The sequence below is a fragment of the Citrobacter sp. Ce104 genome, from assembly GCF_030334595.1.
Taxonomy (GTDB): Bacteria; Pseudomonadota; Gammaproteobacteria; order Enterobacterales; family Enterobacteriaceae; genus Citrobacter; species Citrobacter europaeus.
This window is the reverse complement of record NZ_JAOWDP010000021.1, coordinates 52,528-69,552: the sequence shown is the minus strand read 5'-3', so window position 1 is coordinate 69,552 and position 17,025 is coordinate 52,528. Positions and strand designations below refer to the sequence as shown.

Genomic DNA, 17,025 nt, shown 5'->3' with positions numbered 1-17,025 from the left:
GAAGGGCGGAAATATCGAGGATTAGCAGATTCTTACTGCCTGAATACCCAGTAGCCAGGCGAGTTTTTCCAGCACCTCACCATGATGCCCCAGGCCAATGCTGCAATGATGAGCGGGGCCGCCCATGCACCATTGCGTGGTGAACTCGCGAGCCGATAATGGGAAGCGATAGCGGCTGTTGGTGTTGCCGATATCCAGGACTTCACCTGCCACCGCTTCACCTTCGGCATACTGTAAACGCACCCCATTTTCAGCATCTTCAATTACCGAAAGAAAGGTTACCGGGCCAGCTTTCACGGTCATCTGAATAGACACACCTTTACCGGGTTTGCCATGATAAACCGGCAACGGCACCAGATTTACCGGACCATCCGCCATCAACGGGTGTGCCGGACCATCATGTCCCCATAAAACAACATCATCGGTAAATTCAATACCATAGGGTTCTGAAAATGATCCGCCAGCGCCCAGAAGTTGCTGAATTTTCATCGCCAGCACATTTTTGATTTCATATTCTCCCGCTACGGGAATACCACGGTGGGTGAGCAGCGTGTTGCCGAGAATAATTGAGGTGATGATGTTCTCGTAAGCGTTACCGTTACGACCTTCATAGTAATAAGCGAGTGCACCGAGTTTATTCTGGGCAATCAGTTTATCCATGGCGCAGGCAGTGGTGATTGCCCGGCCAAGCTCTGCAGGTTCGCATGCCGCATCCAACTGAAGCACACGATGCATTTCCTGTTGTTTGGTGTTGAAGTCTGCCTCGCTGACCTGTTCGCGATATTCCGCCAGCTCACACATCTCCAGTGGCTTAAAGCGGACGCCCATTTTGGCGGACAAATTCGTCATATTGCTGTAAACGTCCACCATGCCGTCATAATAGTGTCCGAGGACGCCGACCTGGCAACTTGCCAGCATTTGACGAGCGTTGAGGGCTTGTAGCCACTGCGCCGTTTGTTGCCAGACGTACTCATCGCCCTGTAATGCACCAACGATCAATTGAAAGCGGATATTCGCACGGTTAAACACGTTTGCTAGTTCGGGGGCGCTGCAGGCCTGACAGTGCGCCAGCCACTCTCCAGTTCGCCCGCCCCGATCGGGGATTTGACGGATAGTTGAATAGGGCAGCCCTGGCTCTGGCTGTAGGGCCAGAATAATGACCGGTTTATTGATACTCTGCACAAGGGGTAGCACCGTTGAGCTGAGCGCGTAGGTGCTGATGTAAAGGCAGACTGCATCGACTGGTTGTTGCTGCAACCGTTTGATAAGGGCATCGGCTTTATTGACGTTATCAATCAGGCCGCCATTAATGACGGTGGCTTGTTGCGCCGTCAGACGCTCATCAATTGTTTGCAGGTAGCCCTGAAGACGTGATTCCAGGCCTGTAAACTGGGGCCAGTATGTGTCGAGACCGATACCGAAAAGGGCGATATTGACAGACATAGCAAGATTTCCTTGTGAGATAATTCGCAAACTATCTCGTGCTTTATCTCCCATGTCCTTCATGTCGCTGCCTGTTTTCTACCCAGGTTGGCAAAATTCGCCTGATTTTCCTAATGATGCTCACACTTTTACCGCATAATAACCCTGTAAAGAGTACGGCATTGATAATCATTTTCAATATCATTTAATTAACTATAATGACCCAACTGCTTACGCGGCGTTAACACTGGCCGCCCGACAATACTGGAGATGATTATGAGTTATACACTGCCATCCCTGCCGTACGCTTATGATGCCCTTGAACCGCACTTCGATAAGCAGACGATGGAAATCCACCATACCAAACACCACCAGGCTTACGTAAACAACGCGAACGCTGCGCTGGAGAGCCTGCCTGAATTCGCTAGCCTGTCTGCTGAAGAACTGATCGCTAAACTGGATCAACTGCCAGCAGACAAGAAAACTGTTCTGCGCAATAACGCGGGCGGCCACGCTAACCACAGCCTGTTCTGGAAAGGTCTGAAAACCGGTACTACGCTGCAGGGCGATCTGAAAGCGGCTATCGAACGTGACTTCGGTTCCGTCGACAACTTCAAAGCTGAATTTGAAAAAGCTGCGGCAACCCGTTTTGGCTCCGGCTGGGCGTGGCTGGTTCTGAAAGGTGACAAGCTGGCTGTTGTTTCCACCGCTAACCAGGATTCCCCGCTGATGGGTGAATCTATCTCTGGCGCTTCCGGCTTCCCGATCGTGGGCCTGGACGTTTGGGAACACGCTTACTACCTGAAATTCCAGAACCGTCGCCCGGACTACATCAAAGAGTTCTGGAACGTGGTGAACTGGGACGAAGCTGCCGCGCGTTTCGCAGCGAAAAAATAAGTTCTACGCATTAACGAAACCCCTACAGGCGATGCTTGTGGGGGTTTTTTTGTGATCAAACTCAATATAAAAACGATGATCCACTTAAATTGAAACAAGGTTTTATTATGCGAGTGGGATCACTTTTATAGTCTCTATGAATGTCTATCTTCTTTCCATCAAGACGGGCGCATCTCAAAAGCAAGATGCAATCGCCCATAAAAATTGCCCCATTTTTATGTCTACAGGTGATGGAAATGCAGATCAAACGAACGATAGAGAAAATCCCAGGCGGTATGATGCTGGTGCCGCTTTTCCTGGGCGCGTTGTGTCACACCTTTTCCCCCGGCGCCGGGAAATATTTCGGCTCCTTTACCAACGGTATGATCACCGGTACGGTACCTATCCTGGCAGTCTGGTTCTTTTGCATGGGGGCGTCGATTAAGCTAAGCGCTACCGGCACCGTGCTACGTAAATCAGGCACGTTGGTCATCACCAAGATTCTGGTGGCATGGGTGGTCGCGGCGATTGCTTCACGTATTCTGCCGGAACATGGTGTGGAGGTCGGATTCTTCGCCGGGCTGTCTACGCTGGCGCTGGTGGCCGCTATGGATATGACCAACGGCGGGCTGTATGCCTCGATTATGCAGCAGTACGGCACCAAAGAAGAGGCCGGAGCGTTTGTCCTGATGTCGCTGGAGTCTGGCCCGCTGATGACGATGGTGATTTTGGGAACCGCCGGGATCGCGTCGTTTGAACCGCACGTGTTTGTGGGGGCTGTATTACCGTTTCTGATTGGCTTTGCGTTGGGGAATCTGGACCCCGAGTTGCGCGAGTTCTTCAGCAAAGCGGTGCAGACGCTGATCCCTTTCTTTGCTTTCGCATTGGGTAACACCATTGATTTAAGCGTGATTGCGCAAACCGGAGTACTGGGTATTCTGCTGGGTGTCGCGGTGATTATCATCACCGGTATTCCCTTGATTATCGCCGATAAACTGATTGGTGGCGGTGATGGTACGGCGGGGATTGCGGCCTCCAGCTCAGCGGGTGCGGCGGTCGCCACGCCGGTGCTGATTGCGGAAATGGTTCCGGCATTTAAACCGATGGCGCCAGCAGCGACTTCCCTCGTTGCCACGTCAGTGATTGTGACCTCCATTCTGGTGCCGATTATCACGTCTATCTGGTCGAAAAGAGTTAAAGCCAGGGCGGCGGAAATTGATATTCGTGGTACCGTGAAATAAATCTCTTAAGCCGGATGGTCTGCGCCATCCGGCTTAACGAGTTAACCTTCTACGATAAATACTTCATCAATTGTCCGACATTCGCTCTCGTTCAACTCTCCGCCAGCATTACGTGACACGCCGGTGCAATAGCCAAACTTACGCGATACCACGGTTTTGATGGTGGTGACAAAATCTTCGCCAATGGCGTAGATGGACATGTAGGTGCCAATTTGGTCCTGAATATCGCGAAGCGCTGCCAGGTCGCCCTGCTTAAACGCTTCCCGCGCGCTGACAAACAGTTCCGGCATGACGTTGTTTAATCCTGAAATAATCCCCGCACCGCCTGCCAGCAGGTTAGGAATGTAGTATTCGTCATAGCCGGACAGCACGGCAAAATCCTCACGCACGGCGCGGGTAGTCTGAATCATACTGCGGGTATGGGACTGACAGTCGACGGTATCTTTAATGCCTGCGAAGTTGGGAAATTCATCGACGAGGGTGGCAACCAGTTCGGGGGTTAAATCGCAGCCGGTACGTGCCGGAAAGTTATAGGCAAACCATTTACCGCTGAGTTTCTGTCCCAACTGACGGAAGTAGCTCAGCAGCTGTTTTGCCGTTTGCCCATAGTAGTAAGGTGGGAGGATCATCACAGCGTCGTAACCGGCGCGATACGCTTCCTGCGCCATCAACAGCACATCATTCTGGCAGGTGGATGAGACGTTGGCGACCATCTTCAGCGAGCTCATGGCGCGGGCTTCGCGGATCAGCACTAGCCTTTCTTCGAGCGTAAAGGAGGCAAATTCCCCGATGCTGCCCATCAGCAAAATCACGTCGATTTTGGCCTCGGTTAGGCGTTTGAGATGCTGGCTCAGACCATTAAGATCGATCTTGCCGTCATTGTCCATTGGCGTAATGGATGGACACCAGACGCCAGCAAATTGCGATTGACCAGTCACGTTGTCGACTCCTTATTTGAAATGATGTTTCAAAACCAGCTTACATTGATAGCATGTGTCCCTAACTTTCATGTGAACCGTGCTCTCATTTTGAGCGACTGGGGTAAAATAAATGTGGTGTAATGGGGGAAATTTATCGGGAGAGGGAACAGATGCGATATCCGGTCGATGTTTTTACTGGCAAGGTTCGGGACTACACGGGAAGCCGTCCCAGCGCGATTGCTAAAGTCCAGGTTGACGGTGAGTTGATGCTGACCGAACTGGGGTTGACGGGTGATGAGCAGGCGGAAACAAAAATTCACGGCGGGCCGGATCGCGCGCTGTGCCATTATCCGCGTGAACACTATCAGCACTGGAGACAAGAGTTTCCGGAGCAGGCGGAGCTATTTGTCGCCCCCGCGTTTGGCGAGAATCTTTCTACTGAGGGGCTAACGGAAGAGAATGTCTTTATTGGCGACATTTTCCAGTGGGGAGATGCGCTGATTCAGGTCACGCAGCCGCGCTCGCCGTGCTTTAAGCTGAATTTCCATTTCGGCATCAGCGACATGGCCAGCCAGATGCAGGATGCAGGCAAGACAGGCTGGCTGTGCAGCGTCATCGCTCCCGGTCAGGTGTCGGCAGACGCGCCGTTGATCCTGGCATCACGCGTCAGCGACGTCAGCGTACGGGAGGCGATTGCCATTGCCTGGCATATGCCGTTTGATGACTCGCAATATCATCGTTTACTGTCGGCTGCCGGGTTATCCAAAAGTTGGACCAGAACGATGCAAAAACGTCGTTTAAGCGGCAAGATCGAAGACAATTCCCGCCGTTTGTGGGGAAAATAAACCCACCTCTATCTTGCAATTAAATCAGGTGGCAACACCTGATTTACCTCTCTCATGCTCGTTATCTCTGCGTACTGAAGCGGGTAAAAACCTGCCTGTCACAACACGCTTTCTGCCCATTCTTGATACCTGGTCCACAAAAAGAAACTCTGCGTTAAAAAAAAACTTGAGTATTTCCGGCACTCAAATATCTTAGCTTCAAATTGGTTTAAACCAGATGAGCGAGATGAAAAAGAAAAACAATGTTGATGTGCTCAGAGAGCGCTTTGAAAGCTGGTTAAACGAAAATAATTTGCCAGCAGGATCCAAATTGCCCTCGGAAAGAGAGTTATGCGAGCTGCTGGATGCGAAGCGCATGACCTTACGTCAGGTTCTGATTGAGCTTGAGATCGATGCGCGTATTTTCCGCAAGAACCGCAGTGGTTGGTTTATTTCATCGAAACGATTTATTTATAACCCCAAATCACTTTCCAGTTTCAATGCCGAAGCCTGTGCTCAGGGGCGTAAACCTTTTTGGGATTATTTAACCAAAGAAACCATTGAGACGGCCCCGCATCATGTTGATGATGTTTTTCTCTCCACCGGTGAGCGCTATTTAGTTACCGGCTGGTGTGGTCTTGATTCACATAAAGTGTTTTACCATGAGTCCTACATTGATGCTGATGTTGCACCAGGATTCATAAACAAACTGGGCAATCAATCTTTTTCCAGCGTCTGGGAAGATGCGTTTGGTCATATTTTAAATATCAAAGAAATGATTTTTAAACCGGTAAATATGCCAGAAGTGGCGTGCAAAGAACTGGGCGTTGCGCCTAATACGTATGGAATTTTAGTAGAAAAACATCGGGCTACCCGAGATAAAAAAGTGGTTCAGGTTGATTTTGAATACTGGCGACTTGAATCAGTGGAACTTGTTATTCGTGATGAATGAGAAAACTATGGGAAAATGTAACCAGAAACTTCTTGCTGAACGTGCGAGAAATATACCACTGTACCTACATGCTTATGCCTTTCATCTGAATATGCGCTATGAGAGAGTCCTCCCTGGCGATCTTCTGGATATTGCGCATCAGCAGCAATTAAAGGGTGTGAAAATACATGTTGAGGATGGTGAATCCCAGTCACTGCAGAAAATAAACGATCGGCAGTTACACGATTTTAAAGAAAAGGCTAAAAAATATAACCTGGATGTGCATATTGAAACCAGCGCATCGGACCAGGCGACATTAACGGATGCAATTCGTATTGCTGTGGCAACTGGCGCAACGTCAGTTCGTTTCTACCCGCGCTATGAAGGGCATCTCAACGACGTTATGGCGAAGATTGCCAATGATCTTGCGTGGTTGTCTCAGTATGATGATTGTGGCCTGAGCTTTACCATTGAACAGCATGAAGATCTACAGAGTCATGAGCTGGTGACGCTGGTTAATAATAGTGGAATGAAGCATCTCTCTATTCTTTTTGATTTTGGCAACATGATTAATGCCAATGAGCAGCCGCTTTCTGCGTTAGAGGTCATGTCTCCTTTGATCACTCAGGTACATATTAAAGACGCAAAGATTATTAAAGAAGGTAAAGGCTGGGGGCATGAGGCTTGTCGTTCAGGATACGGTGATTTACCCATGGAAGAGATGCTCAAAGCATTATTACTCCTGGGAGAAGATAAACCACAAGTACATGCTTTTGGTCTGGAAGAAGAAGTTGAATATTATGCACCCGCATTTCGTTTTGATGATGAAGGTGATAATCCCTGGATCCCATGGCGCGATGCAAGTTATACGCCGCTACCCGACGCTGACATGATTGATGCGCGATTGGCGCAGGAAAAAGAACATGCTCTGGCTCAAATAAAATACATTCGTGACTTGTGTAATAAATTTATAGGTAATCAATAACTTTCATAATTTTACTAAATGCGAAAAGAGTTATGAAAATAACTCTACAGTTTTATTAATTATATAAATTAATCTAAATATTTCTCTCAACAAGCAATGAGGGTTTACTCATGTTCATGAATAAATGGGCAAGGCTTTGTTTTTTGATTTTAGGCGGCGGCACAATATTTAAACTTTCAAGTATGAAGGATGTTTTCTATGTGCCAATGCAAAGCGACTGGGGTTTAACTAATACGCAAATTGGCCTGAGTTTTACGGTTTATACTATTGTTCAGACAACCGGGCTTTTTCTTTCGCTTTATATCGCTGACCGTTATTCCAAGAAAATATTATTACCATTCGGTCTGATCGGCGTAGGACTTTGCGGCTTATATCTGGCAACGCTGCCGTCATTTACTGGTTATCTCATTTGCTTTGCCGCAATGGCATTCTTTGCCGATGTGGTTTACTGGCCGGTATTGCTGAAAGCCGTGCGTCTGCTGGGCACAAAAGAAGAACAAGGACGCATGTTTGGCTTTTTAGAAGCCGGACGCGGCGTGGTGGATGTCATCGTCGCATCTGGTGCTCTGTTTGTCTTCGTCCAGTTTGGTGAAGGTAAGGCGGGGATGCAGGCGGGTCTGTTGTTTTATACGGTCATTACGCTGGCGGCGGGCATTGTGACGTACTTTATTGTCGATGATGACAAAGTGAAAGGCGGCGAGAAAACCAGCGCCAATATGGAAGTGTTAAAGGGAATCAAACATGTGTTGTCCTGCCCTAACGTCTGGCTGGCTTCTTTAGGGATTTTCTTTGTTTACGCCGCATACTGCGGGCTGACTTACTTCATCCCGTTCTTAAAAGATATCTACATGCTGCCGGTAGCGCTCGTCGGGGCGTACGGCATCATCAACCAGTATGCGTTGAAAATGGTGGGAGGACCGATTGGTGGGCTGCTGGCGGATAAGGTTGCCAAATCGCCGACGGTATACCTGAAGTGGACGTTTTTGATCTCCGCCGTTGCGATGCTTGTTTTCATGCAGTTACCGCATCAAACAATGAACGTATACATCGGTATGGTAGCAACATTAGGATTTGGGGCGATTATCTTCTCCCAACGCGCCATTTTCTTCGCGCCGATGGATGAAATTGGTACCCCACGCGAGTATGCCGGTTCGGCAATGGCATTTGGCTGTATCATCGGTTATATGCCCGCCATGTTTGCATACACGTTATACGGCTACTTACTGGATACCAATAGCGGCATCACGGGCTACAACTACGTCTTTAGCGTGATGATTGCGTTTAGCTTAATGGGCTTTATCTGTTCGACAATTCTGGTGAAGCGGATTAAAAAGCAAAAGCTAGCAGCTGCAGCTGCAGCGGCAACAGCATAAAGTGAGAGCTTCCCCGGCACGAGGTTACCGGGGAAGCCTGTTAAGCGCGTTTGTACAGCGGCAACCAAATCACCAGCCGTAAACCACCCAGTGGGCTGTCTTCGGCCTTCACCCAGCCACGATGCTGCTGGATTGCGGTTTCAACAATCGCCAGACCCAGACCTGTTCCGCCAGACTCGCGATCGCGCGCCTCATCGGTACGATAGAACGGACGGAAAATCTGTTCCCGGTCTTCAGGGCTAACGCCCGGGCCATCGTCATCCACAGTGATGGTAATCCCGTCGATATCCACCGCGAAGCCAACTTCAATCTTCGTGTGTGAATAACGCAGGGCATTGCGCACAATGTTTTCCAACGCGCTTTCCAGCGCATTTGGGTTGCCGTACAGCGGCCAGGGACCCGGCGGGAAATTCACCGTGAGCGATTTACCCATCTGCTCGGCTTCAAAGGCGGCGTTATCCAGCACTTCGCCCCACAGCTGATTGGCTTTCACCGTTTCACTGACCAGCGCGTTTTTCTGCTGATTACGTGACATCACCAGCAGGTCGTTGATCATGCTGTCCAGTCGATGCGCTTCTGTTTCAATACGCTCCAGCTCTTTACTCTCACCGCTGCGCCGACGCAGCAGCGCGGTGCCCAGCTGCAGACGCGTCAGCGGCGTTCTCAACTCGTGAGAGATGTCCGACAGCAGGCGCTGCTGCGTGGTCATCATTCGCTCCAGCGCCGTCACCATCTGGTTAAAGCTGGCGCCTGCCGCCAGAAACTCCTGCGGACCGGCTTCCAGCTCCGGATGCTGACGCAGGTTGCCCTGGGCCACTTCATCCGCCGCGTTTTTCAACTTACGCGCTGGTTTCGCCAGACTCCAGGCAAGCCAGAGCAATAGCGGAGAGCTGACTAACATGGTGACGATCAGCAACAACAGCGGTCGGTCAAACAGCAGGTTGATAAAGTCAGATTGTGAGCTGCTGGCTGGTCGAATGAGATACAACTGGTAGTTATCTTCACCGTCTCTGACGGAGAAAGGCCCGACCATCTCAACGCGACCGTATTTTTTCTTTTGCGGATGGTCGGCGTTATCGGCCTGACCAATAAAGTTACGAATGATCTGCATTTCGTTGCGTTCTGCGCCGATCACGCGTCCTTCCGTCGTAACAAGCAATAACCGCTGTCCTGGCGGCGCCCACTTGTCTATCGCCCGAAACAAGCGACGCCACCACATCAAATCGTTGGGTGGGTCGTTCGCCAGTTCAGCTTCAACGTGTTGCTCAATCATCAACCCCTGGCGCTGCTCGCTGTCCAGTAGCTCGGTCATCTGGCGTGAATCGAGCTTGGGTAACATCAGTACCAACATCAACACCAGTGCCAGCGTCAACCAGAAGATGGCAAAGATGCGTGCGGTTAAGCTCCCTATCATGAAGCGGAGACCATCAGGTAGCCGCGGCCGCGCAGGGTTTTAAACCACGGGTGTCCGTCTTTACGCTCTGGCAGCTTACGACGCAGGTTCGAGATATGCATGTCGATCGCGCGATCGAAAGGCGTCAGGCGTTTGCCCAGCACTTCCTGGCTCAGGTGTTCACGCGAAACCACTTGACCGAGATGCTGTGCCAGCAAATAGAGCAGGGTGAATTCGGTGCCGGTTAACTCCAGGGTTTGCCCGTCAAAGCTGGCTTCCTGGCGACCCGGATTAAGGCTTAACGCATCCACTTCCAGCGTCGGCGAACCGTTGTCGCTGTTCTGCTGTTGTTCGCTCCAGTGTGAGCGACGCAGAATAGCGCGGATGCGCGCGACCAGTTCACGGTCGTTAAACGGTTTGGGTAAATAGTCGTCCGCGCCCAGCTCAAGGCCAAGTACGCGATCCAATTCGCTGCCGCGAGCGGTCAGCATGATTACGGGTGTCTGGTGTGTCTGACGAAGTGCTTTCAGCGTATCGATGCCGTTTTTCTTTGGCATCATGACGTCGAGCAAAAGTAAATCGATGCTGTCATCCAGAAGCTCGAGCGCCTGTTCCCCATCATGGGCAACCAGCACATCGAAACCTTCCATTTCGAGCAACTCCTTTAACAGGGAAGTCAGCTCTCGGTCATCATCAACTAACAGGATTTTATTCATTGTTTACGTACCTCCGAGGCAGAAATTACGTCATCAGGCGTCGCTAATCTATGACTTTACGTTGTTTTACACCCCCTGACGCATGTTTGCAGCCCGAATCGTAAACTGTCTCTCGTTGAATCGCGACAGAAAAGATTTTGGGAGCAAGTGATGGGCAAAGTTACCGCTGCCGTCATGGCCTCAACGCTGGCATTCAGTACTTTAAGCCATGCAGCTGAAGTCGTCACAGGCGATCACTGGCACCTGGGTGAAGGCTCCGCGCAACGCAGCGTTCAGAGCCACATGTTTGACGGTATCAGTTTAACCGAACATCAACGTCAACAGATGCGAGATTTAATGCAGCAGGCAAGACACGAACAGCCTCCTGTTAATGTTAGCGAAATGGAGACAATGCATCGCCTTGTCACCGCAGAGAAATTTGATGAAAGCGCTGTGCGCGCTCAGGCAGAAAGAATGGCGCAAGAACAGGTTGCCCGCCAGGTTGAAATAGCCAAGGTCCGCAACCAGATGTATCGCCTGTTAACGCCCGAGCAGCAAGCGGTTTTAAATGAGAAACATGAACAACGAATGGAGCAACTGCGCGACGTAGCGCACTGGAAAAAAAGCTCATCGTTGAATTTATTGAGTAGTAGCAACTCACGTTCCCAGTAGTAACCCTGTTTTCCTTGCCATAGACACCATCCCTGTCTTCCCCCACATGATGTGGGGGTTTTTTTTGCCCAAAATTTGTCACTCGGTTATTGCCTGACTGTTTTACTTCATCCGTTATACTAGCGGCATATCCTGGCAGGAGTGTTTATGAATCAAACCTATGGGCGGCTGGTTAGCCGGGCGGCAATCGCGGCGACCGTGATGGCATCGCTGTTACTTTTGATCAAAATTTTTGCGTGGTGGTACACCGGATCGGTCAGTATTCTGGCAGCGCTGGTGGATTCTCTGGTGGACATCGCGGCCTCGTTAACCAACCTGTTGGTGGTGCGCTATTCGCTGCAGCCCGCAGATGATGAGCATACGTTCGGACACGGAAAAGCGGAATCGCTGGCGGCGCTGGCGCAAAGCATGTTTATTTCCGGTTCGGCGCTGTTTTTATTCCTGACCGGGATTCAGCATCTCATCCAACCTACGCCGATGAAAGATCCTGGCGTCGGGGTGATTGTCACCATCATTGCGTTGGTGTGTACAATCATTCTGGTCTCGTTTCAGCGCTGGGTAGTAAAACGCACGCAAAGTCAGGCCGTCAGGGCGGATATGCTTCATTATCAGTCTGATGTTATGATGAACGGTGCGATTCTCGTGGCGCTTGGGCTGGCATGGTACGGCTGGCATCGCGCAGATGCCTTGTTTGCGCTCGGGATTGGCATCTATATTTTATATAGCGCATTACGCATGGGGTATGAGGCGGTACAGTCTTTATTGGATCGTGCTTTACCCGATGAAGAACGTCAGGAAATTATTGATATTGTGACGTCATGGCCCGGAGTCAGCGGCGCTCACGATCTTCGCACGCGGCAGTCAGGGCCGACCCGCTTTATTCAGATTCATTTGGAAATGGAAGATAATCTGCCGCTCGTTCAGGCGCATTTAGTGGCTGAACAGGTTGAGCAGGCAATTTTACGGCGTTTCCCGGGATCGGATGTCATCATTCATCAGGATCCTTGTTCGGTCGTACCCAAGGAAGGCAAGATGTTTGATCTTTCATAATTCGTTGTAAAAAAAGTGAACCAGGCCAGCATTTTGTGTATAAATTACCACCATTTGGCCTGACCTGAATCAATTCAGCAGGAAGTGATTGTTATACTATCTGCATATTCGTTGGATCGTTTCGATATGCGGAATCGACTTCCGGCAGCAGACTTCATTTTGCATTCCAAAGTTCAGAGGTAGTCATGATTAAGAAAATCGGTGTGTTGACAAGCGGCGGTGATGCGCCGGGCATGAACGCAGCAATCCGTGGTGTTGTACGTGCAGCGTTGACGGAAGGGCTGGAAGTCATGGGGATCCATGATGGCTACCTGGGTTTGTATGAAGACCGTATGGTCCAACTTGACCGCTACAGCGTGTCCGACATGATCAACCGTGGCGGTACGTTCCTCGGTTCTGCTCGCTTCCCGGAATTCCGCGACGAAAACGTGCGTGCGGTGGCTATCGAAAACCTGAAAAAGCGTGGCATTGACGCGCTGGTTGTTATCGGTGGTGACGGTTCATACATGGGGGCAAAACGCCTGACTGAAATGGGCTTCCCATGCATCGGTCTGCCGGGCACTATCGACAACGATATCAAAGGTACCGACTACACCATCGGTTACTTCACCGCTCTGGGTACCGTAGTTGAAGCGATTGACCGTCTGCGCGATACCTCTTCTTCTCACCAGCGTATTTCCATCGTTGAAGTGATGGGCCGCTATTGTGGCGATCTGACCCTGGCAGCTGCAATTGCCGGTGGCTGTGAGTTCGTGGTGGTTCCTGAAGTGGAATTCAGCCGCGACGATCTGGTTGCTGAAATCAAAGCAGGTATCGCGAAGGGTAAAAAACACGCAATCGTTGCGATCACTGAGCACATGTGCGACGTTGATGAACTGGCGCATTACATCGAGAAAGAAACCGGCCGTGAAACGCGTTCAACCGTACTGGGTCACATCCAGCGTGGCGGTTCTCCGGTACCTTACGACCGTATCCTGGCATCGCGTATGGGCTCCTATGCCATTGAACTGCTGCTGGAAGGCCACGGCGGTCGCTGTGTAGGTATTCAGAACGAGAAACTGGTTCACCACGACATTATCGACGCTATTGAAAACATGAAGCGTCCGTTCAAAGGTGACTGGCTGGACTGCGCGAAAAAACTGTACTGATTGTATTTTTTGCGCGCCTGATGGCGCTTCGCTTATCAGGCCTACAGGTTGCAGAGACTTGTAGGCCTGATTAGACGTTAGCTGCCATCCGGCAAACCCTCAGATTTATTCCTCGAAGTTATAGCAAATCTTTTTTTATTCTTTAATGTTTGGATGCCTTTCTGGCACGCTTTGCTCATCACAACATCACATAAGAGAGCTGGGCGATGAACAAATGGGGCGTAGGGTTAACATTATTGCTGGCATCGACCAGCGTTCTGGCAAAGGATATTCAGTTACTTAACGTATCGTACGATCCAACGCGTGAACTGTACGAGCAGTACAATAAGGCCTTCAGCGCGCACTGGAAGCAGGAGACGGGTGACAACGTCGTGATCCGCCAGTCACACGGTGGTTCGGGTAAACAGGCGACCTCCGTCATCAACGGCATTGAAGCCGATGTCGTGACGCTGGCACTGGCTTACGACGTAGATGCCATTGCTGAACGTGGTCGAATTGATAAAAACTGGATCAAGCGCCTGCCGGATAACTCCGCGCCGTATACCTCCACCATCGTGTTCCTGGTTCGCAAAGGCAATCCTAAACAAATTCATGACTGGAACGATTTGATCAAACCTGGCGTGTCGGTCATTACGCCGAATCCGAAAAGCTCCGGTGGCGCACGCTGGAACTATCTGGCGGCATGGGGCTATGCCTTGCACCACAACAACAACGATCAGGCCAAGGCACAAGACTTCGTGAAAGCCCTGTATAAGAACGTTGAAGTACTGGATTCTGGTGCGCGTGGCTCAACCAATACCTTCGTTGAACGCGGTATCGGTGATGTACTGATCGCCTGGGAAAACGAAGCGCTACTGGCAACGAACGAGCTGGGTAAAGACAAATTCGAGATAGTGACGCCGAGTGAATCTATCCTCGCGGAGCCGACCGTTTCCGTGGTCGACAAAGTCGTGGAAAAGAAAGACACCAAAGCGGTGGCAGAGGCTTACCTGAAGTATCTCTACTCCCCGGAAGGCCAGGAAATTGCAGCGAAAAACTACTATCGTCCACGTGATGCTAACGTTGCGAAGAAATACGAAAACGCATTTCCGAAGCTGAAGCTGTTCACCATCGACGAAGAGTTTGGCGGCTGGACGAAAGCGCAGAAAGAGCACTTCTCTAACGGCGGTACGTTCGACCAGATCAGCAAACGATAAATAAATCTGTGATTTACCGACCCGGTGGCTTGATGCGACCGGGTTTTTTATTTGTCATGGTTTTGCGTTACTCTTGCCCTTCAATGGGATACAGGAAACGCGTAATGAAAAAAGCAGGCTATCTTTTACTGGCGGTGATTGTGGTCGCCGCCGCTGCAGGTATCGGGTACTGGAAATTCACCGGCAACCCGGACGCATTACGCCAGATTGTTCTTCAGCAATGCCTGCCGCACCAGTTGCAGCAGCAGGATCCCGCGCCGTGCGCAGAAGTGAAGCCGGATGCCGGATATGTGGTATTCAAAGACCGAAATGGCCCTTTGCAATATTTGTTGATGCCCACTTACCGCATCAACGGTACGGAAAGCCCGCTACTGTTGAAATCAGGCACGCCGAACTTTTTCTGGCTGGCCTGGCAGGCGCGCAGCTTTATGAGCCAGAAATACGGCCACGAAATCCCTGACAAAGCGGTATCGCTGACCATTAACTCGCGTAGCGGGCGTACGCAAAATCACCTGCACATTCATATCTCCTGCCTGCGAACTGACGTCAGACAACAGCTGGATGACAATCTGGCGAAAATCAGCACCCGCTGGCTGCCTTTACCTGGCGGGCTGCGCGGTCATGAATATCTGGCGCGCCGCGTTACGGAAAATGAACTGGCGCAACGCAGCCCATTTATGATGCTGGCAGAAGAGGTGCCGGATGCGCGTGAACACATGGGCAGCTATGCGCTGGCGATGGTGCGTCAGAGCGATGAGTCTTTTGTCCTGCTGGCGACCCAGCGCAATCTGCTAGCGCTCAATCTCGCCTCCGCTGAGGAAATTCAGGATCATCAGTGTGATATTCTGCGTTAACCCCACCTAATCTGGCGTTTACTCCGCATGCTTGTCCCCGTATTCTTGTTGAAAAAAACAACAGGAGACAGGCATGTCGCTCTGGCTTACACACCCTCTGTTTATCCCCTCTCTGGTGGTTGGCATCACCATCCTGCTCTGGGCCACGTCGCTGCTGCCGGAGTTTATAACGGCGCTACTGTTCTTTGCCGTAGCGATGGTTGCCAAAATCGCGCCTGCGGATGTGATTTTTGGCGGCTTCGCGTCGTCGGCGTTCTGGCTGGTCTTCAGTGGATTTGTGCTGGGTATCGCGATTCGTAAAACGGGGCTGGCGGACAGGGCGGCGAGGGCGCTGTCATCGCGGTTGACCGACTCCTGGCCGTTAATGGTGGCGAGTGTGGTGCTGCTGAGTTACGCGCTGGCGTTTGTGATGCCATCCAACATGGGCCGCATTGCGCTGCTGATGCCGATTGTCGCGGCGATGGCGAAGCGGGCCGGGATTAACGACGGTACGCGCGCCTGGTATGGTCTGGCGCTGGCCGTTGGTTTTGGCACGTTCCAGCTTTCCGCGACGATTTTACCCGCTAACGTACCGAATCTGGTGATGAGCGGCGCGGCGGAAGGCTCTTACGGCATCCACCTCAATTATCTTCCCTATTTGCTGCTGCATACGCCAGTTCTGGGCTGGCTTAAGGGGGCGGTGCTTATCGTGCTTATCTGCTGGCTGTTCCCTGGTAAGCCCCATGCGCCGCGCGATCTCACACCGCTGGAGCCGATGAGTTGGGATGAAAAACGCCTGGCCTGGATGCTGGCCGTGGTGCTGCTGCTGTGGGTTAGCGAAAGCTGGCATGGTATTGGTCCTGCGTGGACCGGGCTGGCGGCGGCGGTTATCACACTGCTACCACGGGTTGGTTTTATCAATGGCGATGAGTTTTCCACTGGGGTAAATATTCGCACCTGTATTTACGTAGCGGGTATTCTGGGTCTGGCGATCACCGTCACCCAGACCGGCATTGGCAGCGCTGTGGGCGAGGCGCTGTTACAGGTGATGCCGCTGGATGCGGAAAAACCGTTTACCAGCTTTCTCGCGCTGACAGGCATTACCACCGCGCTCAATTTTATTATGACAGCGAACGGTGTTCCGGCGTTGTATACCACGCTGGCACAAAGTTTTGCCGATGTGACGGGGTTTCCGCTGCTGTCGGTGATTATGATTCAGGTATTGGGATATTCCACACCGCTGCTGCCGTATCAGGCTTCGCCGATTGTGGTGGCGATGGCGCTTGGGAAAGTGCCTGCGAGGGCGGGGATGTTGCTGTGCATTTCGCTGGCGGCGGCAACGTATCTGTTGCTTCTGCCGTTGGATTATCTCTGGTTCAGTATGCTGGATAAATTATAACTGTATATAAATGTTAATTTTTTGTTTTGTGAGATGATGAATTGTTTTATTTGGGCTGATGGCGGTT

Annotated in this window: 16 protein-coding genes; 12 read left to right on the top strand and 4 right to left on the bottom strand. The window is 51.1% G+C overall.

The features are described from left to right. Positions 1–21 precede the first annotated feature (21 nt). Positions 22–1,443, bottom strand: a complete 1,422-nt coding sequence (locus tag OGW16_RS01680) for an L-fucose/L-arabinose isomerase family protein (RefSeq protein WP_043018904.1) — start codon at positions 1,441–1,443, stop codon at positions 22–24. A 255-nt stretch (positions 1,444–1,698) separates the two neighbouring features. On the opposite strand from OGW16_RS01680, the gene sodA reads away from it, so the two are divergent. Together sodA and kdgT are read left to right on the top strand one after the other, a co-directional pair. Beyond that, positions 1,699–2,319, top strand: a complete 621-nt coding sequence (gene sodA, locus OGW16_RS01675) for a superoxide dismutase [Mn] (protein WP_172862547.1) — start codon at positions 1,699–1,701, stop codon at positions 2,317–2,319. A 236-nt stretch (positions 2,320–2,555) separates the two neighbouring features. Further along, entirely contained in the window at positions 2,556–3,539 is a 984-nt protein-coding gene (kdgT, locus tag OGW16_RS01670; RefSeq protein WP_043018906.1) for a 2-keto-3-deoxygluconate transporter, read from the top strand. 41 nt (positions 3,540–3,580) lie between these two features. On the opposite strand, the gene OGW16_RS01665 is transcribed toward kdgT, so the two are convergent. Beyond that, positions 3,581–4,477 (bottom strand): dihydrodipicolinate synthase family protein, encoded by an 897-nt coding sequence (locus tag OGW16_RS01665; RefSeq protein ID WP_043018907.1) that lies wholly within the window; start codon positions 4,475–4,477, stop codon positions 3,581–3,583. 152 nt (positions 4,478–4,629) lie between these two features. Between OGW16_RS01665 and yiiM the strand changes: the two genes are divergently transcribed. The 4 genes from yiiM to OGW16_RS01645 all read left to right on the top strand — a co-directional run bounded on the left by yiiM (position 4,630) and on the right by OGW16_RS01645 (position 8,572). Beyond that, the gene (gene yiiM / locus OGW16_RS01660) at positions 4,630–5,304 is read left to right on the top strand and encodes a 6-hydroxyaminopurine reductase (protein WP_043018908.1); all 675 of its coding nucleotides are present in this window, start codon (positions 4,630–4,632) and stop codon (positions 5,302–5,304) included. Between the two features lie 226 nt (positions 5,305–5,530). Continuing rightward, entirely contained in the window at positions 5,531–6,235 is a 705-nt protein-coding gene (locus tag OGW16_RS01655; protein ID WP_075145400.1) for a GntR family transcriptional regulator, read from the top strand. 7 nt (positions 6,236–6,242) lie between these two features. Beyond that, a complete protein-coding gene (locus OGW16_RS01650; RefSeq protein WP_286517629.1) occupies positions 6,243–7,199 on the top strand; it encodes a sugar phosphate isomerase/epimerase family protein in 957 nt (318 codons plus the stop codon). 116 nt (positions 7,200–7,315) lie between these two features. Next, a complete protein-coding gene (locus tag OGW16_RS01645) occupies positions 7,316–8,572 on the top strand; it encodes an MFS transporter (protein ID WP_286517651.1) in 1,257 nt (418 codons plus the stop codon). Positions 8,573–8,612: 40 nt separating this feature from the next. On the opposite strand, the gene cpxA is transcribed toward OGW16_RS01645, so the two are convergent. After that, positions 8,613–9,986 (bottom strand): envelope stress sensor histidine kinase CpxA, encoded by a 1,374-nt coding sequence (gene cpxA, locus OGW16_RS01640; RefSeq protein WP_003028758.1) that lies wholly within the window; start codon positions 9,984–9,986, stop codon positions 8,613–8,615. Then, entirely contained in the window at positions 9,983–10,681 is a 699-nt protein-coding gene (gene cpxR / locus OGW16_RS01635) for an envelope stress response regulator transcription factor CpxR (protein WP_005121756.1), read from the bottom strand. The genes cpxA and cpxR overlap by 4 nt, the downstream gene beginning before the upstream one ends. A gap of 150 nt (positions 10,682–10,831) precedes the next feature. Between cpxR and cpxP the strand changes: the two genes are divergently transcribed. The 6 genes from cpxP (at position 10,832) to OGW16_RS01605 (ending at position 16,958) form a co-directional block, all read left to right on the top strand. Continuing rightward, entirely contained in the window at positions 10,832–11,332 is a 501-nt protein-coding gene (gene cpxP / locus OGW16_RS01630) for a cell-envelope stress modulator CpxP (RefSeq protein ID WP_043018911.1), read from the top strand. A 147-nt stretch (positions 11,333–11,479) separates the two neighbouring features. Next, positions 11,480–12,382: a CDF family cation-efflux transporter FieF gene (gene fieF / locus OGW16_RS01625; RefSeq protein ID WP_043018912.1), complete on the top strand. Its 903-nt coding sequence runs from the start codon at positions 11,480–11,482 to the stop codon at positions 12,380–12,382. Between the two features lie 185 nt (positions 12,383–12,567). After that, a complete protein-coding gene (gene pfkA / locus OGW16_RS01620) occupies positions 12,568–13,530 on the top strand; it encodes a 6-phosphofructokinase (RefSeq protein ID WP_043018913.1) in 963 nt (320 codons plus the stop codon). A gap of 206 nt (positions 13,531–13,736) precedes the next feature. Further along, entirely contained in the window at positions 13,737–14,726 is a 990-nt protein-coding gene (gene sbp / locus OGW16_RS01615) for a sulfate/thiosulfate ABC transporter substrate-binding protein Sbp (RefSeq protein WP_075145398.1), read from the top strand. 104 nt (positions 14,727–14,830) lie between these two features. Continuing rightward, positions 14,831–15,580, top strand: coding sequence for a CDP-diacylglycerol diphosphatase (locus OGW16_RS01610; protein WP_047407422.1), 750 nt, complete (start codon positions 14,831–14,833; stop codon positions 15,578–15,580). 73 nt (positions 15,581–15,653) lie between these two features. After that, positions 15,654–16,958: an SLC13 family permease gene (locus tag OGW16_RS01605; RefSeq protein ID WP_286517628.1), complete on the top strand. Its 1,305-nt coding sequence runs from the start codon at positions 15,654–15,656 to the stop codon at positions 16,956–16,958. Positions 16,959–17,025 lie beyond the last annotated feature (67 nt).

Bases quoted from the DNA above. Each gene is read 5' to 3' on its own strand.
- OGW16_RS01680 (WP_043018904.1), bottom strand. From the start codon at position 1,443: ATGTCTGTCAATATCGCCCTTTTCGGTATCGGTCTCGACACATACTGG.
- sodA (WP_172862547.1), top strand. From the start codon at position 1,699: ATGAGTTATACACTGCCATCCCTGCCGTACGCTTATGATGCCCTTGAA.
- kdgT (WP_043018906.1), top strand. From the start codon at position 2,556: ATGCAGATCAAACGAACGATAGAGAAAATCCCAGGCGGTATGATGCTG.
- yiiM (WP_043018908.1), top strand. From the start codon at position 4,630: ATGCGATATCCGGTCGATGTTTTTACTGGCAAGGTTCGGGACTACACG.
- OGW16_RS01655 (WP_075145400.1), top strand. From the start codon at position 5,531: ATGAAAAAGAAAAACAATGTTGATGTGCTCAGAGAGCGCTTTGAAAGC.
- OGW16_RS01650 (WP_286517629.1), top strand. From the start codon at position 6,243: ATGGGAAAATGTAACCAGAAACTTCTTGCTGAACGTGCGAGAAATATA.
- OGW16_RS01645 (WP_286517651.1), top strand. From the start codon at position 7,316: ATGAATAAATGGGCAAGGCTTTGTTTTTTGATTTTAGGCGGCGGCACA.
- cpxA (WP_003028758.1), bottom strand. From the start codon at position 9,986: ATGATAGGGAGCTTAACCGCACGCATCTTTGCCATCTTCTGGTTGACG.
- cpxR (WP_005121756.1), bottom strand. From the start codon at position 10,681: ATGAATAAAATCCTGTTAGTTGATGATGACCGAGAGCTGACTTCCCTG.
- cpxP (WP_043018911.1), top strand. From the start codon at position 10,832: ATGGGCAAAGTTACCGCTGCCGTCATGGCCTCAACGCTGGCATTCAGT.
- fieF (WP_043018912.1), top strand. From the start codon at position 11,480: ATGAATCAAACCTATGGGCGGCTGGTTAGCCGGGCGGCAATCGCGGCG.
- pfkA (WP_043018913.1), top strand. From the start codon at position 12,568: ATGATTAAGAAAATCGGTGTGTTGACAAGCGGCGGTGATGCGCCGGGC.
- sbp (WP_075145398.1), top strand. From the start codon at position 13,737: ATGAACAAATGGGGCGTAGGGTTAACATTATTGCTGGCATCGACCAGC.
- OGW16_RS01610 (WP_047407422.1), top strand. From the start codon at position 14,831: ATGAAAAAAGCAGGCTATCTTTTACTGGCGGTGATTGTGGTCGCCGCC.
- OGW16_RS01605 (WP_286517628.1), top strand. From the start codon at position 15,654: ATGTCGCTCTGGCTTACACACCCTCTGTTTATCCCCTCTCTGGTGGTT.